This is a genomic window from Paenibacillus sp. sptzw28 (assembly GCF_019550795.1).
Classification (GTDB): domain Bacteria; phylum Bacillota; class Bacilli; order Paenibacillales; family Paenibacillaceae; genus Paenibacillus_Z.
In genome coordinates this window covers 1,647,760-1,666,279 of record NZ_CP080545.1, presented here as the reverse complement: position 1 = coordinate 1,666,279, position 18,520 = coordinate 1,647,760, and the positions used below count along the sequence as shown (strand labels likewise).

Genomic DNA, 18,520 nt, shown 5'->3' with positions numbered 1-18,520 from the left:
AAGTGCCGGGGCGGGGGAATGCCCCGCCCCGAAAACACCTTGCCCTTATTTCGATTGCTGTGCTTTCCAGTCAGCAGTCCGCTCGTCCAGGATCGCCTGACCGCCGCTCTGCATGTAGTCTTTTATCATCGCTTCGTAAGTGCTTTCGAATTGGTTAGGCTTCACCATCGTCGTCTTGACGATAAGCGTGTAATATTTGTCCTCCAGCGTCGTACCGTATTTCGTTTCCGCTTCGATCGGCTTGCTGGTAAGCACCGGCGGGAATGTGTCACTATTGGAGATATTCAGCGCTTCGAGCGCTTTTTCCTGATATTTCGGATCCATTTTCAGCGAATTCGCTTCTCTATTTTTCTCGTCGCTGCCAAACTGCATGCCGTTCGAAACGATGGCCATGTCGCCCGCGGTGGCCAACCGTTTTTTCACGGCGTCCGAAGCATCCGGTTTCGCTACCGGGATGCCGTCCTTATTGAGCGTGTAGTTCTCTCCTTCGATGCCGTTCTGCATCTTCATCAGGTTGTCGCCCGAAGCCATCCAGTTCAAATATTTAATGGCTTCGGCAGCGCGCTCACTCGATTTCGGAATCATGATATACATGCCGTTTGGCGCGTAGCGCGGCTTTGGATGCTTGCCTTCCGAGTTCGAATAGGCATCCACGGGAATCATGTTGGCGCCCGGAACATTTTTATCCAAAGTCGTCAGCATACCGTCAGGATAGTAAGGATTAATATCATCCTCGCTAAAGAAGCCGACAAGTCCGTTTGAGATGTCCTGGCCCATTTGCTTCTTATCTTTGTCCAGGCTGAAATCCTTGCTCATCAGCCCTGCATTATAAAGCTTGTTCATAAACTGAAGTGCGTCCTTGAAGCCCGGCAGCAGAATCGGGAAATCATTGGAGCCAAGCCTCTGGGTCAGCGTATATTTCTGCTCGTCGGTTGTCGGTTGAATGAATGACCATACCAGCGGATCGATTTGAGCAGGCGCGATGGTCATGCCAAGCGGAATCACTTTGCCGCCTGTTTTGCCCGGATCCTTTTCCTTAAACGCTACCAATGTGTTGTAGAGCTCGTCGGTCGTTTTCGGCACCGGCAGGCCCAGCTTATCCAGCCAATCCTTGCGGATTGCGGAGGCGTATTTGCCCAGGTTAGCCCGCTTCGCCGGAATTGCGTACTGCTTGCCGTCGAATTGGCCGTAGGCGAGCGTGTCGTCGCCAAGGAACTTTTTCAGGTCTGGACCATGTTGGTCGAGCAGCTGTGCAAGGTCGGTCAAGCCGCCTTGCTCGGCGTACCGGTTAAACGTAGGCGTGTCGTAGGTGAACACGATGTCCGGAACGTCACCGCCGCTTGCCATCAGTACGTTCAGCTTCTGAACTTCTTCGGAGCGAGGAACCGGAACATACTGGACGTTAATGTTGTTCGGCTTCCCGAAGCTCTCATTAACAAATTGTGTCTCCCAATTGTTCGTTACGTTGACGCCGGAAGCGCCGCGGTCGAACACTTCGACCTTCAATGTAACAGGTGCTTCTTTGGATGAATTGCCGTCTCCCGTCGAACCCGTATCTGTTCCGCTTCCCGAATTGCTATTCGATGAACAAGCGGATAATACGAGTGTACAGATAAGTACGAGTGCAAGGGTAAGCGTTGCAGACTTTTTAAAGCGTCTTGTTTTGTTGCTGTCAGCCATTGTTACAACCCCTCTTCGCCTAAATTTATTACCGACATTCCGAATCATTAGGCTGGGTCTGCTTCATCCCGGGCGCTCATGTCCGGTTCGGATGTTCACAGTATGGCACGCACTACAAACTCCTGGCAATAAACCAGTTTCCAATCGGCAAACTGTTCAGCCAACCGATTTGAAAGCTCCGAAGCAACCGTTTTCCTGAGATAAACCGTTTTCTAAATCCGCAAATCCCTTGTGCTGCCTATCTTTTTTGCTATCCCGACACAAAAAAAGTCCAAGCAATACCGGCGGCGAACCGGGCTGCTTGGCATTATACTGGCACATTCTGAAGGGAAATAGATGGCTAATATCCTCGTCAAGGCGTCTGAGTAAAGCGGAAAAGAGGAAGCGCCGGGCAGGTTTCTGCAGGCGCTTCCCCTATTCAGACCGGGCTGTTCGACCGAACGGCTGCCCGGGATAGCAGCGGCGGAGGCAACAATAACCATAGGCCATTGGCCAAACCGTGTTGACGCAGCTGTTTACGCGGACTTTAAGTGGCCTTGTTCTTCTTGGCCGGTTCCGGCGGCCGATTTGTGCGTACGGCCCACAAAACCGTCGTGGAGTGAGCGCACCGTTGGCGAAGCGGACCGGAGGCTGCGGCCGGCCGGCGGTGGCGATGCGATGCCGGCCGAACGGTCTTCTACGCTCTGTGCCGCCTGTGACTTGGTAGAATGAGAGTGCCGTGGTTGAACCAGCACGGGGGTTCCGGTAATGCCACTCACCGGATGATGCGGCCCCGTGCGCGGAGGAAGCAGTTCCCCGCCGGTGTAAGCGGCGCGTACGATCGATCGATACAGCGCCACCGGTCCAACTGCAGGGGAGCCGGCCTCAATACGGGAAAGGAGCATCGGATTGGCCCCTCGCATCGCCAAGCCCTCCCGTGTCGTGAATGCGTATCGGATACCCGATTGTTTCAGCACCTTGATGACGATCGGCGTGTGAAGACCGTACGGATAGGCAAAGGTATCTATTGGCCTGCCGTTAAGCGGCTGCAGCTTGTTTATGCAGGTTCTCGTATCGTTAAGAATCCGCTGCACATACTGCGCGCCCGTTTCTTTCACTCCGTTTACGGTCAAATAGCCCGTAAGCGCATCATGTCTCTTGTCGGTTTTATAATGCAGCGAGTCGGTATGCGCTTGAACCTCGATGGATGGATCATCGGCGGTCATCGCAGAGATTTGAATAGGAGTCATATGGGGCGTATAGACGAGAGCGCCTTTACTGAAATCGCCGGTGATCACGAAGCAGACGCCGCCCATCCCATGCTTTTTCAGAATCGGATAGACATATTTATAGAAGCTTTCATAACCGTCGTCAAACGTAATAAGCGCCGCATTCGCCGGTACGCTCCCACCTTTCATGTAGCTTCGGAACTGCTGCAGCGTAATGAAATGCATGCCCTGTCTGTTGAGGTAATCGAGATCGCTCTCAAACTGCCGAGGCGTAATAATGTCATTATTGATGGATCTGGTTTCAATATCGTGGAACATAAGTACGGCGACCTTATTCGTGTAAAGTGTCGTACCCGGAGGAAGATTGAAATCTCCCGGGCCTGCCGCCTTTTGAGTCGGGGCGGAGCCTGCTTTTGAACCTGCCGGCGAATGAACGCCGCCCCGGAAGCTTGAACTCCGGAGAGCGCTGAGTGCAGGCCGTATCCCGAATAAGGCGGTCCCAAACAGGCAGGCTGCCGCGGTTATGCAGAAATAAATATATAATTTTTTGCGTCTCAATTGGTTCATACCGATCGCCCACCTCTCCGCTGGATATCCTGAATTCAAGATAGCACCGGATGCTTAAAAAAAACTTAAAAAGAGATTAGTTTTTCCAATGTCCGTTTAGCCATTCGAATTCTAACCATCATCCGCGGAAGGGCCGGATATAAAGTTTAATTTTTTACCTTAGAAGCGCCTCATCCTGCAATCTCGTCAAAATTTCGATTACGGTTTCATCAGGTGTCAATTCCGATGAGTCAACCCACATCCCGATTCGGGGTGTTTCATTTCGCAGCACATTGTCCAACCCCTCTACGGTCCAAGCACCATATCCTTTTTTTAAACGGGCTGCTTCCCTCTTTGCGACGACTGACGAGTCCGGACATAGCACCACAACATAGAAGGGGCGACTTTGAATGGAAGAAATAAAATCGTTTAGCATTGGACCAATTACAACATCCTGAACTACAACGGTAAACCCGGCTTGATAATAGGCATCCGCACACTGTGCGGCCAGTCGATACCTGAGCCGCAATTGATCCATCTCGTCTTTTCCCGCATTTGGCTGTACTTCTTTGCGGTTATTAACGATCATTCTCCGGAAGATATCCCCCCGTAAATGCACGGATTTCTCGAACCGTTCGGAAAGTAACTGTGCAACCGTAGATTTTCCACTTGCCATTATTCCTGTAACCAGAATGACAGCAGGACGTTCTGTGAGCATTATGATCACTCCTTAATCCAATTGATAAAAAGAGGCGAAAGATAAAGCCGGAAGGAGCATGCCAATGAAGAAGCTCCACCGTCAAATTTACCGCTGCGACCTGAATTGGCTCGGCGTAATACCCGTGAACCTTTTAAACTGCCGCATAAAATGGGTGTCGTTCTCATATCCGCACATCTTCGCAATGGCAGCTATCGATAACGAGCTGTTTCCCAGAAGATACTTGGCGTACTCCAGTCTGCTTTGGATAATGTCGGAAACCACAGAGCAGCCGAATAGTTCTTTATAGATATGCTGGAAATAAGACTTGCTCAAATTGACGCGTGAAGCAATCTGTTCTACCGGCAAATGTATTTGGGGCGAGCTGTACAGTTCATTGCGGAGCTCGGAGAACTGACGGAAGTAGCGGCTCGTTTTATCAGGGAGGACTGCTCTTTCGAGAAGATTGCTCAGCTTCATGAACAGCGATCTAATATCGGAATCAATAATCTTCTCGCGCAGCGGGCCTCCCAGCCTGTTAATGCTGTGCATATCCCGAATGTATCTGGTAATCAAAAGCGGATCAATAGCCTTGATGAGCGTGTCGAGCGGAAGATTCAATTCCTGTAGAAATTCCATCATTTCAATGCCTTCACAATGGAACCAATCGTTGACGAACGGGTTATCAAGTTCCCGGTAAAGATGGGAGGTTGCCGGGCTGAATATAATGTAGGAATTTTTTTCCGCAGTGAGCAGCCTCCCGTCCACTATAACCTCCGAATTGCTTCTGAAAAAGACAAAGGCATAATTCCCCGCCCCTGACGGACGATCGATCGTGATCCCGTCCCGATGGACAAAATTATATCCGCAGCTAATCAAATGTATCATTTATTTTCTCCCCAAAAAGCACGATAGGTAAGTTTTTAGCCATTATAAATTATTGTTTTTGAATGTACAAGCACTTAAAATTTAAAAATAAGAAAGAAGTAAAGGAGACAAAAAGCAATGAAAGCACAAGCGACGTTAACTATAGCTGCACAAGAGCGCGGAGCGGAATTAGGCGACTTGTTCGGCATTTTTTTCGAGGATTTGAATCATGCGGCGGACGGAGGGCTGTATGCGGAGCTTGTTCAAAACCGCTCTTTTGAATTCGACCCGATCGACCGAGCGGAGTACCATGCCTTGACAGCCTGGGAAAAAGTCGAACGAGGCGGCGGGAAAGCGGAAATCACCGTAGAAGAGAGCCGTCCTTTAAATGCGCGCAACGTGCATTATGCAGCCATCGATATTATAACGGAGGGCGATGGCGTCGGGATTATGAACCTGGGCTTTAACAGCGGTATTCCCGTCAGGCAGGGTGAAAACTATCTGTTTTCGATATATGCAAGGCGCGATGCCGGCTTTGACGTACCCGTGGTCGTAACGATTGAAGGGATTGACGGAACCGTTCATGCTGAGGGAACGATCGCGGTACAATCGTCCGAATGGACCAAATACGAAATGACACTGACATCGAATGCCACCGACTTCAGCAGCCGTCTTGTCATAGTGACGAAAGGAAAAGGAAAGCTTTATCTCGATATGGTGTCGCTTTTTCCGGAAAAGACATTTCTGGGCCGGCCGAACGGTATGCGTGAAGACATTGCGGCGCTGATCGCGGATCTGAAGCCGAAGTTTATGCGTTTTCCAGGAGGATGCCTGGTGCATGACGGTTCACTCAATCCCGACGACAGAAACTCGATGTACCGCTGGAAAAACACGTTGGGCGATTTGGAGCAAAGACCGCCCAGACGGAATAACTGGAGCTACAATCAGACACTCGGTCTTGGTTATTATGAATACTTTCTGTTCTGCGAGGATATCAGCGCCAAGCCGATCCCTATCCTTCCGGGCGGATATGACCCTCATCATAAACGAATCGTCCCGCTTGGTGAGCTGCAGCCCTGGATTGATGACGCGCTTGATTTGATTGAGTTTGCATGCGGCGACTCTTCGACCGAATGGGGAGCGCTGCGGGCGGAGCTTGGCCATCCGGAGCCGTTTGGCCTCGAGTATATCGGCATCGGAAACGAAGAGGTCGGAGAGCCGTTCTTTGAACGTTACGCGTATTTCCATAAAGCGATTAAAGAGAAATATCCGGATATCAAAATCATTAACTCCAGCGGGCCGTTTGCGGCCGGCGGCGAGTATGACCGCGGATGGAAATCCGCCAAAGAGAATGGCTCGGATCTTGTGGACGAGCACTACTATCAGACACCGGAATGGTTTCTGGCGCATTATGACCGTTATGACAATTTCAAAGCAGATGAACCGAAAGTATTTTTAGGCGAGTATGCTTCATGGGGTAATACGTACTATAACGCGCTTGTCGAAGCCGCTTTTATGACCGGCCTGGAGAAAAACGCGCATGCGGTGGGACTGGCCTGCTACGCGCCGATGCTCTGCAATGTCGATTATATCAATTGGAAACCGGACATGATCTGGTTCAACAACCATGAAGTATACGGCAGCGCAAACTATTATGTGCAGAAGCTCTTTATGCACCATCAAGGAGATCAACTGTTAAAAATTGAAGCAAGCGGATTGGAGAAAAAACAGGAATCTGAGAACGCGAAGCCGATTAACGGAGCTTTTGCGCTTGATACCGACCTTTGCTCCGTCCGATTCTGGGATATGAAACTGGTAAACAACGATACTGGTGAAACGAAGGACTTCGGCTCTGCCGAGCTATCTGATACGAGGGAAGATCGCGAACACGGAACCGCAAAGAAATCGGTGGATCTGGGAGAAACGGATTGGGAGAACTATACGCTGAGGCTCAAAGCTGCTAAAATGAGCGGACCGAAAGGCTTCAACCTTTATTTCGGAAAAAGCGACGACAACAATCAGTTGTTCTGGGATGTAGGGGGCTGGCAGAATCAGGATTCGGCGGTATGTTCCCGCGTAAATGCAAGAACGTCCTGCCTGACCCAAAGCATATTTACGTTGGAGCCCGGCATCGAATATGAATTTAGATTGGAAGTGTCGGGAAGACGGATCCGCACTTACATCGATAATGTGTTGATCAATGACACGGAAGACAAGCTACCGGTAATCGAGCCCTTGTATTATTCGGCAAGCTTTGAACATTCCACAGGTGATGTCATCGTCAAGGTTGTCAATGTGCAGGAGAATAGTGTTAATGCCCGGGTTGTTTTGGAGGATTTGCAAAAAACGTCTTTAACCGTTGACGTGTTCGAGTTGTCCGGTCACGCGCTAGATGAAGAAAACAGTTTTGAGGCGCCTGAGCGGGTACTGCCGAAACATAAGAACTTCAGCGCGGAAGGCTGCAGCTTTTCCCACGAATTTCCGAAGCATTCGGTTACTGTATTCAGAGTGAAATGATACGAACAATAGCACCGATCAAGATTTAAGGTTGGATACACTTACATGTAATTACGCAAAACAACGCCCGCCTTCCTTTTATTCGGAAGGCGGGCGTTGTTTTCTCACACGCTCGCGAGTGCGGCTTGGCATTCGAGTACTTGCGCTTGTGCGGTATTAATCAGATTGGCGGCATTAATCAGCTGAACATAGGCATTGATTTGGTTCTCCACTATAACTCGCTGGGAATCCAATAGCTGCGCCTGCGTAGTCTCTAGGAGCTGCTGGCACTGTATAAATTGAATAAGCGTATTGTTCAGCTCGGCTTGACACATGGCCAGCAATTCTTCGCAGGTCGGTCCGATAAGATTGGTTGTAAGAAACGGAATAAATTCCACCACGGATGGTACGTTATCATCGATTACGGCATCCCCGGTTCCGCCGGGATTGGCCGGATTGGTCGGTCCGGTCTTACTTCCCCAGAAGTTGTTCGTGGCATCCAGCCTCCGGTTCGGCGGCGTATCGTCATAAGCGCCTGCGTCGACCCTAAGCCCGGCGCTGTCGTTCCCCTGAATCGTGTTGTTTTTGGCGCGAATATTGGTGTTGGAAACGGCCAGAAAGATCGTGTTTACGTAAATTCCATTGCTAACGCTGTTCTGCAGATGATTCCCTTCAATTTCAATGAGGTTGTTCCCGCCGGCGATAAATATCGATGACCCCTGGGTATCGATCATCCTGTTATCCCGGATTTTTACATTGGTGGTATTTATGAGCGCAATCGAGTTGTCAGTCACCATTAGATTATTTGAAATTACAATATTTTCCTGCGTATTGGCAACTGAGGCAAAATTAATCGATGCCGCAGGCTGGTGACCGGTTAATTGGTTACTGTCGATCAAGATATTGACGGCGCCAATATCCGAGTAAATTCCGTTTCCGCCTGCGCCGCCCGGTTGGTTGTTTGCACGGAAAAAGTTTTGGATCGCTTGGGAGAATGTAATGTCCGGGGACGTCGAGTCCGAATTGAAATACAATCCCCCTTCATTGTTCTCCACGATGTTATTGAAAATCCAGTATCCGGAAAATAATGAAGATGTAACAATACCGAAACCAGTCGTGTTGTTCCTGACCGTAAACCCGTTAAAGACCACATTATTCTGGTTAATCAGCACGCTTCCGTTCGGGTCGACAATCTCGATGATGGATTCGTTTGTTCCAGGCCGCGTCCGGGCGTCGACATTCGCCTGGGCGCCAAGCAGCTGAACGATTTTAGTGACAATGATCGGACCGCCTTCGGTTGCGTTAGTATACAGACCGGGAGCGACACGAATTGTATCGTAGTCCATAACCAACGGACTAGCCAATGCCGAGTTGATCGTCGGAAAATCCCCAGGAACCTGCCATTCATTAGCCATTTATATACCTCCCTTGTATAGATGCTCTCTTTTACACAATATTCTCTTACCTCTACTCCGATAAGGGCCAAATCATATGGAGCAAACACACATTTGCAGCTCAGAATTATAAAAAACTGTTCTTGTCACTGATACCAATGAATTCACACAAAAACCCGTAACCATGAAATTGATTGCGGGTTTTTGTGGGTTTAGAATCTGAATAAGATTAGACCCGACTCAGGCTATGGGAAATATGCCTATCAAGAAACGGCAAGGGCAGCGATTTCTCCGGCAGTAAGATGTCGGGTATAGATTCGGAAATCATCCACAAGCCCATTGAGATATGGATCGTTATACTGGGAGCGGCCGATCCTGTTTTGTGTGGTGGCACCCATATCGGACGGTTTAAGGGTCATAGCGCTGTTGCGCCCTGCTTCAGCACCGTCAACATAGAGGATACCGGTAGCGCCATTTAATGTGACGGCGACATGATGCCAGCCGCCTGCCGCCAGCGCGGACGTCCCGTCAATGATTTGCTCGCTAGATCCGTTGTTTTTGATTGCAAAACGGATTTTGCCGGCTCCATTGCTCGGCGTCAGAAACATGTAAGTCGATGTTCCGGAACCGAAATCAAAAATACGCGCCCAGTTGCTAACGGTATCCAAATTAACCCAAGCTGCAACGGTTATCGTGTCAGCGCCTGAGACGATTCCGGCAGGAAGAGAAGCATAGTCATCGGTTCCGTCGAGATCCACTGCATTGCCCAATTGGCCTGTTGTCCAAGCTGCGCCGCCATTTAATATCCCGTTATTCGCATATCCGGATGAGTCTGCAGCTGCAGTCCCGCTTGTTTGGTTAAATTTATACCAGGTTATCAGGCTGGTATCCGCTATGCCGCCGGTCGCTGCTGAAGCAATGGCCGACATGGCGGATTCGCCTGTGGCATTTACGGCGGTCACCTTAAAGTAGTACGTTTTATTCGCCTTTAATCCCTGGCTGGTGTAGCTTGTCCCTGAAATCGCATCGCTATTTGACTTTGTATAGACGGCATTAACCGCTAAAGAATCCGAAACGTAGACATGATAGCCCGTTGCTCCCGTTACTGCCGGCCAGCTCAGGTTGACCGAACTGCCGTCCGCCGCCGCTGCCGTTACGGCTGTCGGCGCCGTCGTCACGGTGGCGAGCGTTTGTCCGTTCATGACATTCGTAGTTTCCGACGCGCTTAAGGCGCGATTATAGATTCGGAAATCGTCAATTTGCCCTTTTAAATATTTATCACCTGTCCATGCCGATTTTCCGATAAAGTTTCCACTGGTCGTCGGCGCCAAATCCGAAGGTTTGACCGTCATCCCTGTATTGGTTGCAGCCTGTACGCCATCTATATAGAGAATCCCGGTGCTGCCGGACAGCGTTACGGCAATGTGCTTCCATGTATTGGCCGTTAAATTGCCGCTCGGTGAAATATTCTGTTCCGCAATATTTCCGCTTGCGGTAATCGTAAACCGGCTTCCATTCAGAAGCATCATCATATATTTCGTAGGGGTTGCAGCAGCCGCCGGCCCGGCCGTAAACAAGCTTACGGCATCGGCAGTATTGCTGCAATAAACCCAGGCGGCGAATGTCATGCTGTTCATGTTGTCCACAAGATTGCCTGGCAGCGCCACATAGGCCGCAGTCGTATTCGTTCCTCCAAAGCTGATTGCATTGCCGTATTTGCCTGTTGCCCAGGTCGCATTGCTTCCGCCGTTTACGGTCCCGTTGTTGCCGTATCCTGATGAGTCCGCGGCGGTTGTCCCGCTTGTTTCGTCAAACTTGTACCATGTTTTCTGGCTGGTATCCGGGACCACTTTTACCGCTGCGTTGTAAGTTTGCCCGTTATAGGTGGCAGTAATCGTAGCTGTACCGGCGCTAATCCCGGTAACCAATCCCGCTGAATTTACAGTCGCGACGGCTGTGCTGGATGAAGCATAACTCGCTTGGCTCGTGAGGTCTTGTGTGCTTCTATCAGCATTAATAACCCTTAATACCGTCTGATGCGTATGACTGACATTCAGGTCATAACTGCTTGCATCCAAGGCAGGAACGCCCGTTCCTCCCGTTGTTGCGGATACGACGGACGACGTCGATCCTCCGGCTACTCCTACCTGATAATAGTAAATCGTATTGGGCGTTAGCCCCGTATCGCTGTAAGAGACCGATGTAAGCGGCTCGCTGTTAATCTTGGTAAAAGTGCCGTCTGCCGCTGTGGATCTGTAAATGTTGTAACCCAGTGCTCCCGATACGGCCGTCCAGCTTAAATCGATCGTCGTCGAGCCTGACGCCGTTGCAGTCAACCCTGTAATTCCGCCTAACGTGATTTGGTTGCTAAGGCCGACAGTCTTTGCCGCATCGGGCGTGTACAGCAAAGTGGCAAGCGGGTAATCCTTTGCTGCTACTTCCGGCATCCTCGTTTCATAGGCATAGGCCAGGTACTTGTATTTCTCCTGGGTCATATCCCGCCCTTCGATATATTTATAATAATTGTATAACACATTAAAGTAAGAATCGATTCTGCCCCGGCCGTCCGCGTTGATCGCATCATAATGCGCGGATCCGGATGTGGTTCCGTCCGAGTAGGCAGGTGTCCACAATACATCATAACCCAGATGGTACTTCAGCAGGTAAGTGACCCCTGCGAGCAGCCGGTCGTCCAAGAAATTAAACGGATTTACCGCATTGGCGGCCGTGGACATCGCTCCGCTTACAGGGTCAACCTTCGTGCCTTGGGCATAGATGGTTCGCGCCAGTGTTGAAAGTCCGCCAACATTGCCGTAGGAATGCCCCACATCGCGGCCCATTTCCATTAACTGCACATGATAATCCGAAGGAGACAAGGCGGCTCCGGTTACTTCATTGGCCGTCATATAACGCATCTCGTACTTGATCGAACCGTTTCTTCCGCCCGCTTGTCCTGCGGAATTCACTGTCGCTGCTTCTACGGCCTCCGCATAAAGCTGCAGGTTATTTGTAAAGATCGCTCTTCCCATCGTTCCCATTACGGTAAACTGATGCTGGTTCATAAAAAAGGTATGAGGATTATAAGTAACCGTAACAATGTTCATCGCATTGGTAAGATTCGTCGTATCCGCTTCTGTCCAATCCAGACTGGACGTTGGAGTATCGGAATAGCGCAAAATTTCTGCCGCCGCCGCGAGCAAATAAGTCATCGTAGCGAAACGGAAGCTCGTATGGGTAGCACAAGACTGTATGGCCGAATAATTTCTTATGATCGTCATGGCATTGGAACGATAGGTTTCATCGCCCGTAATATACCACATAATCGCCTGTATGAAAGCTGTTTCAGAATCGGTATTGGCACGCGTCCCTACATAATCGCTGGGATTAGAATAATACACGCCATTTACGGTTTCCGCCCAAGGACCACGAATATTTATGAATATGTCATTGCCTGCCTCATAGTAGATTCTTGGCGTTTTGCTGGCCTGGGAGTCGCTGGAAAAGGCACTGAATGCCGTATTCCAAGGCTCGTCTCCCGCTCTTACGTGATCGCGCATATTGTCCAAATCCGACTGTCTCATGGCAATACCCGGATGATGGATGGTTCCCGATATCGTGTTCCCGGAAGAATCCGTGTAGGAAACATCCACATCGGTGTTGACGACCTGCGGCTGGTAAGAAGTAATCAGCGGTGAAATCGCCGCATACGCCGTATCGCTGCTCCCCAGACCGAAAAAGGTTGTCGTTGTCAACATAAAACAAAGGATTCCGAAAAAAAACCGTTGGCAGCGCTTTCTTTCCTTGACTACATTCATTCCATTTTCCTCCTTTTTATTGATGCTCATCGTTTCTCCTGCCGCAGCATGTCGGCGTTTGCCCAATATCATCCTCCCTTTTCATTTCGACTTTATCCTGATTTCAGCTTGCCGGTCCATCACCTCCCTTAAGATGATCGATGCGTAGCGAAACGAAAATAGGTTTAATAGAGAGGAAGGCACTGCTGCCTTCCTCTCCTCTACTTACGTTAAATCACGATTTGAGCCCATCGGATCAGGATGTCCGCTTGTTCCTTCGTAAAGTATTTGCCGGTTTGATCCGTCACTTGCTTGATATAGTCAGCCATCATGCTCCTCGCCGCGTCGATTTTGCCGCTTTCAGCTGCATCTTTCGCCTGATCGAGCTTGTGATTGTACGAGCCGGCTACCTTTTCCCAAGCTTTGCTCCCTGTTGTCTTCAGGAAGCCGTTCGTCACATTCTTCAAGCTGTCAAACGTGACCGTTACCGTAAACGTATGGGTAACCGTCGTTTGATTGCCCGCCATATCCTCTGCCGTAACCGATACCGTATTCTGGCCCGCAGGCAGCGTGTACGCCTTCGCTTGAACAAGCGGCGTCCCGCACGGCGCACCATATACGCTCGAAATAACATCGGTCGCGCTGCACGTAATAGCGACATCCTGATCAATCGTGTACGACGCCGCGCCCGTTATCTGAACGACCGGTGCGGTACGGTCAATCTTGATCTCCAGCTTTTTGGCTTCTCCCGGATCGATCGAACGGCGGTACTGAACCTGATTCGTTCCCTCATGGTCCAGGGTGACAGGCGCGCCGTATACTGCCCAGGTGACTCCTCCGTCCAGGCTGTATTCCGCGATTGACGCGGGAGACAGCGTCACCATGACCGGGGACGTATACCAACCGTTCTTGCCGCTTGGTGCCGCAGGATCCAAGGATGCGGATACGTCCATCCACTGCAGCGCATCAAGCGCACTCTGCAGCTGTTCGGCCGAAGCGTCGATGGCAGCTTGATTGGCATTCGACGCCAATGCTTGTGCGTTCCGGGCGGCTGCCGCAACTGCTTGCCAGCTCGATTCGGTGTAAAGCTTGGCGTCAAGCGCTGCAGCTTTATCCAGCAGGTACGCCAGTAAGGAATTGTCCCCCTGTGGCGCCGTATTGTTTGCTAGCTGAAGGATCTCATCAGCGCTTAATACATGATCATAAATACGGAATTCGTCCAGCATGCCGCCAAACAGCGGATCGGCGTACTGGCTTTTCCCGAGATAATTTTGTTTCGGTTTGAAGTCGCTCGGCTTGATCGTGACATTAGTGGATGCCTGTTCCACACCGTTCACATACAGCTTCTCCGTACCGTTCCCGAGTGTTACCGCCACATGAACCCACGTATTCGCTGCAAGCTGCGAGGTTTGCACGATTTGCTCGCCGCCGCCGTTCTTGATCGCGAAACGCAGCGTGTTGCTGCCAGATCTCGGCGTCAGGAACATGTACTGGTTCGTGCCGTTGCCGAAGTCGAAGATGCGCTGCCAAGCGTTGCCGCCCTTCCAGTACACCCAGGTTGACAAGGTGATCTGATCGTAACCGGACAGAGGATGCGTAGAGGGCAGCGTGACATAACTATTGGTGCCGTTCAATTCGATCGCTTTCCCGACTATCCCGTCTTTGTACGAAGAGGTGCCGGAAACCGTCCCGTTGGCAGATCCGAATGCATTATCGGCGTTTCCTTCAAACGAATAGAGGGACAACGGATTGCCGGCAAGCAAGCTCTTCGCATCGTAAAGCTCCTTGGCAAGTTCCATTTCAGAATAACCCGGAGTCATTTCCGCTTTGATGCGTTCAACTTCTTGGTTGAACAGATAATAGCTCAGTCTAGAATAATTTCCTGCCTCAAGATTTGCCGCTTTATCGAGTGCAACCTGAAGCGGGTCAATGACCGTTACCGACGCACCGTCCGTGGTACCGGTCACGACAGGCCCATTATCGTACAGGATCACAAATGGAATTTTGCCCGTTTGATAAGTAGTTCCAATCGTATACCGGGCTTTCCAATGAAGATTGTCATCGGAAGTGGACTCCACCAATTTGTCGCCGAAATAAACCCTGACATTCTCAAGAGCCTTACCGGCAGCAAAATCCAGGGTGACCGTATTCCCCGTCACGGCTAAGGAAGAATCCTCCGGGTTATCCGACTTCAGCGATACCGTGTCCAGAAGGACCGGGCTACCCGTATGGATCATGGTACCATAGAACTTGACTTCGGCAAGATTGCCGAACCATTGGGCCCCGTTGTAAATCCGGATATAACGGTAGGCTTTCGGATTCTGGACCGTTAACGTTTGCCAATTCACCGTATTTACAGCCGGGGCGGTCAACGTCTCCCACGGCTCGTAACCGATGTGATTGGTTCCCTGGATGACAATACCTGCCGCACGGGCGGGAATGTCTTGTCTTGCAAGCAATTTGACTTGGGTTAATTGCACTTTATCCTGATCGCCGAGGTCAAATGCAACCCAAGAGCCCCAGCCTCCGCTATCGGAGCGAAAATCGGAGTAGCTGGCTGCATTCCCGTCAAACAGATAGGCCGCTATCTGAATTGTCGAATCCGTGCTTCGACCCGGTGTAGAATCAATCAAAGAAAGCTTCTTGAATGCATCGTTGATGAGCCCTTCTTCATTCACGATCGTCACCGAGGTGCCATCAATGGTACTTCTGACCGATTTCCCGAAATTCGCATCTTGATTGTAGTCGATGCGGAACTGGATTTTACCAGACGTATAGATTTCCCCAAGCTTTTGCGTCACGGTAAAATGACGGGCATCTGCGGAAACGGCATTCATCTTCGTATTGCCGAAATAAACGGCAACACTATCGATCGGTTCGCTGGCAGTAAACGATAACGTCACGGTATCTCCCGCCGTTGCGATGGAAGGATTGCCCGGATGATCGGATACGATGGATACATCTTGCAGCAGATCGACAAACGGGATATCCGCATTGTCAAAACTGAAGTAATCGACTTCCACACTGCCATCGGCAGTTCCGCCGGTTGCTTGCAGCCTGAGAAAAATCCCGCCTTCTCGCGCAGCATAACCCGATTTCGCCAAATCGTATGCGATCGTTACGAACTCGCCGTTCGTATTCGGAACAGCAAATTCAGCTACGGTATTCGTGGCTGCATCTCCATTGCGAAGATCGATGGCTTTCATGACAACTGGCTCGTTGCTCTTCACCCGCAAAGACATGAAGCGCCGGTCATCACCTTTGGACCCCATGTTGGCATTAGGATATGCGACTGCGGAGCCGTCTCCTTTTAATACGACATTATCCCCGATTTTCTGGGCGTTGCCGTACAGATCGGAAAAATAGCTTCCACCCTGCGTCTTTGTCGACTGAACTGTTCCGGAAGAGGATGGCGTTACGTATTTAAAGCTGTTAAAGGTCAGAGAGCCGGTCCCTCTGTAGACAAAATAAAGATCGTTGTTGCCTCCGTTATTGCCATATATAATTTCATCATTCTGATGGTCGAACGCGGCGGTCACCGTGCTGCCTGTCGTATCCTCAATCGGATACGTCTTGACGAGCTGGCCCTGCGGGCCTCCAAGCCTCATTTCAAGCATGCCGCTTCCTGCGGCTATGTGATTCAACTGCATCTGCATGGTTCCGCTGTCAAAATTCATATTGCGATATCCGATATAACCAACGTCTGTCAAGGTAACGTTTTTCGCCGCCTCGTTTTTCATATAACCTGTACTGCTCGTATAAGGGGCTTCAATCGCCTTGTTATCGGTTTTGGCGAATCCGCCCGAAAATTGAAACCAGAACGATTCGGCGGCTAAATTATAAACGTTGTTGGAACCCGTAATTTTGAAATACAGATTTTTCTTGCCTTTTAGTTTATCGCCGATGTTATCGAATTTTTGAACATGGGTGTTCTGTATTGTCCACCAGCCTGTATTGGGGATTTGGAAGACGGCCATCGGCGTTGTTTGGGCCATCGTCTCGTCGGTAAGCTTTACGTCAGGCTCGGTAACGTACATGCTGATGGTCGACCCGGCCGACGAGTTCATGGAATAGTTGTACGCGAGCGTATCTGCTGGAACCAAGCCGAAATCGAAGTTTTCGTAGCCGATCCAGTTGCCGTTCATCGTCCCTTCGGCTTTGTATTGGACAAAACCGTTTTCGTCCAGATAACTGGCGATTCCGGGTTTTACAAAGCCGTTCTTAAACCAAACTGCGTTGTTGGACGAAAAAGGTACAGACGGGTACCGGTTATACAGACCATATAAATTTCCCTTTTCCTGCAAAGGCTGCGGCGGGCCCTTCGGCTCCGTGGCCAAGGCACCGTTCACAGGGGTAAAGAGCAGCTGGCCAAAACCCGGCATATCGATGGACTGGCCTTGAGGATTGTCGACGCTCATCATAAGCTCGGGATATTTGTACAATTCGTCGTAAATACCGCCGGAATATCCTTTCTCATATTTATAATGATTGTAGATGGAAGCGATATCCGTTCCGCTTCCCCGTCCCGCCGGACTGACGGTGGACCATCCGGTCCTTTGTCCCAAGCCGTTGACATTGGGAATATAGTCCACATCGTTCCCTGCATTGTATTTCGTATAATAAGATAAGGCCTTTAGCAGCTTTTGATTCTGGAACTCATAGGGGTCTACCCCGCCCTCGGCAACCGGAACCCCGGTTACAGGGTCAAGCTTCGTCCCCTGAACATTGATGGTTCGGGCCGCTGCGCCGAGCGCCGCAACGTCAACGCCCGAATGAGGCTGGTCACGTCCCATCTCGACGATCTGTCCATTATCCAATACCATCGCGGCAACCGAGAAATTGATGCTGTTTGCTCCGGTTGTATTAGCGTCGTCTACGGCTTTTTTATTGTAGGCAAACCGCTCCACCGCTTCGTTATAACCGTTGATATCGTCCAGGAAGATGGAAATGGACATATACCCCATGTTCCCTACGGCCGCTTGATTGAAAAATCCGTACCACTTGTTCGTTTCCTGCCAGATGAGTCTGAAGAAATTATCGTAGACCTTCTTTGCTTCATAATCGATATTGCCTTGGGCGTCCCGGCACCACCCTGAGCTTGGCGTATAGAGAAGAATTTCTGCGGCGGCAGCCATCTTCTGACCTGCTACACCGGAGCTGAGAACGCTGGATGCCCCCCATACCTGTGCGACAGTATCCCAATTGGCCGGCTCCGTCGTATTGAAAAATTGCTTGAGACCATTGCCCCACGCGTCCAATACCTTCTTGGCATTGTTCAGGTAAACCTGATCCCCCGTGATGTACCACATGAGCGCTTGTTGATAGGCTGTCGTGGCATCCTGGCGCAATTGCTTGTCCCCGTTGCTGTCAGAGACTTGGGAATAAACGAATTCCTTCTGCGTTCCTCCGTTCCCATAGATCACTACATTCTTCGAAGATTCGGGAGTCTTTCTGAATTTATCGAATGCAGACGCCCAAGGCTCTTTCCCGAGCCAAACCATATCCCTCATGGTATTCAGATCCGCCCGCGAGTGCAGAACACCCGGGTGGACAAGTCCTGTCGGACCTTTGACCACGTAGTTGTCATAGCTGCGGTCATAGTTCGGATTGATGACTGCGCTATTTTGCGGTGTCGGCACAGTGGAAACATAGGTGGCATTGGGTGCAATGGCTGAGGCTTCGGCAGCATGTACGGTTACACTGCTATCCGGTATGGCACCGCTTAATATTAGCAGAGAAAATACGATAGAAAATAAACGCTTACATTTTGGCAGAAACCCTTTCATTTAAAGACTTCCTCCTTTCAAATTTGAGAGCCTTTTGAAACCGAAATCATTC

8 protein-coding genes are annotated in these 18,520 nt (G+C 50.3%); 1 reads left to right on the top strand and 7 read right to left on the bottom strand.

The window, feature by feature from the left end; all coding sequences use genetic code 11:
- Positions 1-45 precede the first annotated feature (45 nt).
- The 4 genes from KZ483_RS07520 to KZ483_RS07505 form a co-directional block, all read right to left on the bottom strand.
- The gene (locus tag KZ483_RS07520) at positions 46-1,680 is read right to left on the bottom strand and encodes an extracellular solute-binding protein (protein ID WP_220352053.1); all 1,635 of its coding nucleotides are present in this window, start codon (positions 1,678-1,680) and stop codon (positions 46-48) included.
- Between the two features lie 515 nt (positions 1,681-2,195).
- The gene (locus tag KZ483_RS07515) at positions 2,196-3,455 is read right to left on the bottom strand and encodes a polysaccharide deacetylase family protein (RefSeq protein ID WP_220352052.1); all 1,260 of its coding nucleotides are present in this window, start codon (positions 3,453-3,455) and stop codon (positions 2,196-2,198) included.
- Between the two features lie 154 nt (positions 3,456-3,609).
- On the bottom strand, positions 3,610-4,152 hold the full coding sequence (locus KZ483_RS07510) for an AAA family ATPase (RefSeq protein WP_220352051.1): 543 nt from the start codon (positions 4,150-4,152) through the stop codon (positions 3,610-3,612).
- Between the two features lie 87 nt (positions 4,153-4,239).
- Positions 4,240-5,019 carry a helix-turn-helix domain-containing protein gene (locus tag KZ483_RS07505; RefSeq protein WP_220352050.1) on the bottom strand — a complete coding sequence of 260 codons (780 nt, stop codon included), beginning with the start codon at positions 5,017-5,019 and terminating at the stop codon, positions 4,240-4,242.
- A 117-nt stretch (positions 5,020-5,136) separates the two neighbouring features.
- Between KZ483_RS07505 and KZ483_RS07500 the strand changes: the two genes are divergently transcribed.
- A complete protein-coding gene (locus tag KZ483_RS07500) occupies positions 5,137-7,515 on the top strand; it encodes an alpha-L-arabinofuranosidase C-terminal domain-containing protein (protein ID WP_220352049.1) in 2,379 nt (792 codons plus the stop codon).
- Positions 7,516-7,619: 104 nt separating this feature from the next.
- Here the strand turns inward: KZ483_RS07500 and KZ483_RS07495 are convergent, their stop codons facing one another.
- From KZ483_RS07495 to KZ483_RS07485, 3 genes are all read right to left on the bottom strand, one after another.
- Positions 7,620-8,909, bottom strand: coding sequence for a right-handed parallel beta-helix repeat-containing protein (locus tag KZ483_RS07495; RefSeq protein WP_220352048.1), 1,290 nt, complete (start codon positions 8,907-8,909; stop codon positions 7,620-7,622).
- A gap of 242 nt (positions 8,910-9,151) precedes the next feature.
- On the bottom strand, positions 9,152-12,643 hold the full coding sequence (locus KZ483_RS07490; protein WP_220352047.1) for a LamG-like jellyroll fold domain-containing protein: 3,492 nt from the start codon (positions 12,641-12,643) through the stop codon (positions 9,152-9,154).
- A 269-nt stretch (positions 12,644-12,912) separates the two neighbouring features.
- Positions 12,913-18,468 carry a LamG-like jellyroll fold domain-containing protein gene (locus tag KZ483_RS07485; RefSeq protein WP_220352046.1) on the bottom strand — a complete coding sequence of 1,852 codons (5,556 nt, stop codon included), beginning with the start codon at positions 18,466-18,468 and terminating at the stop codon, positions 12,913-12,915.
- Between the last annotated feature and the right edge of the window lie 52 nt (positions 18,469-18,520).

Bases quoted from the DNA above. Each gene is read 5' to 3' on its own strand.
- KZ483_RS07520 (WP_220352053.1), bottom strand. From the start codon at position 1,680: ATGGCTGACAGCAACAAAACAAGACGCTTTAAAAAGTCTGCAACGCTT.
- KZ483_RS07515 (WP_220352052.1), bottom strand. From the start codon at position 3,455: ATGAACCAATTGAGACGCAAAAAATTATATATTTATTTCTGCATAACC.
- KZ483_RS07510 (WP_220352051.1), bottom strand. From the start codon at position 4,152: ATGCTCACAGAACGTCCTGCTGTCATTCTGGTTACAGGAATAATGGCA.
- KZ483_RS07505 (WP_220352050.1), bottom strand. From the start codon at position 5,019: ATGATACATTTGATTAGCTGCGGATATAATTTTGTCCATCGGGACGGG.
- KZ483_RS07500 (WP_220352049.1), top strand. From the start codon at position 5,137: ATGAAAGCACAAGCGACGTTAACTATAGCTGCACAAGAGCGCGGAGCG.
- KZ483_RS07495 (WP_220352048.1), bottom strand. From the start codon at position 8,909: ATGGCTAATGAATGGCAGGTTCCTGGGGATTTTCCGACGATCAACTCG.
- KZ483_RS07490 (WP_220352047.1), bottom strand. From the start codon at position 12,643: ATGTTGACAACGACAACCTTTTTCGGTCTGGGGAGCAGCGATACGGCG.
- KZ483_RS07485 (WP_220352046.1), bottom strand. From the start codon at position 18,468: ATGAAAGGGTTTCTGCCAAAATGTAAGCGTTTATTTTCTATCGTATTT.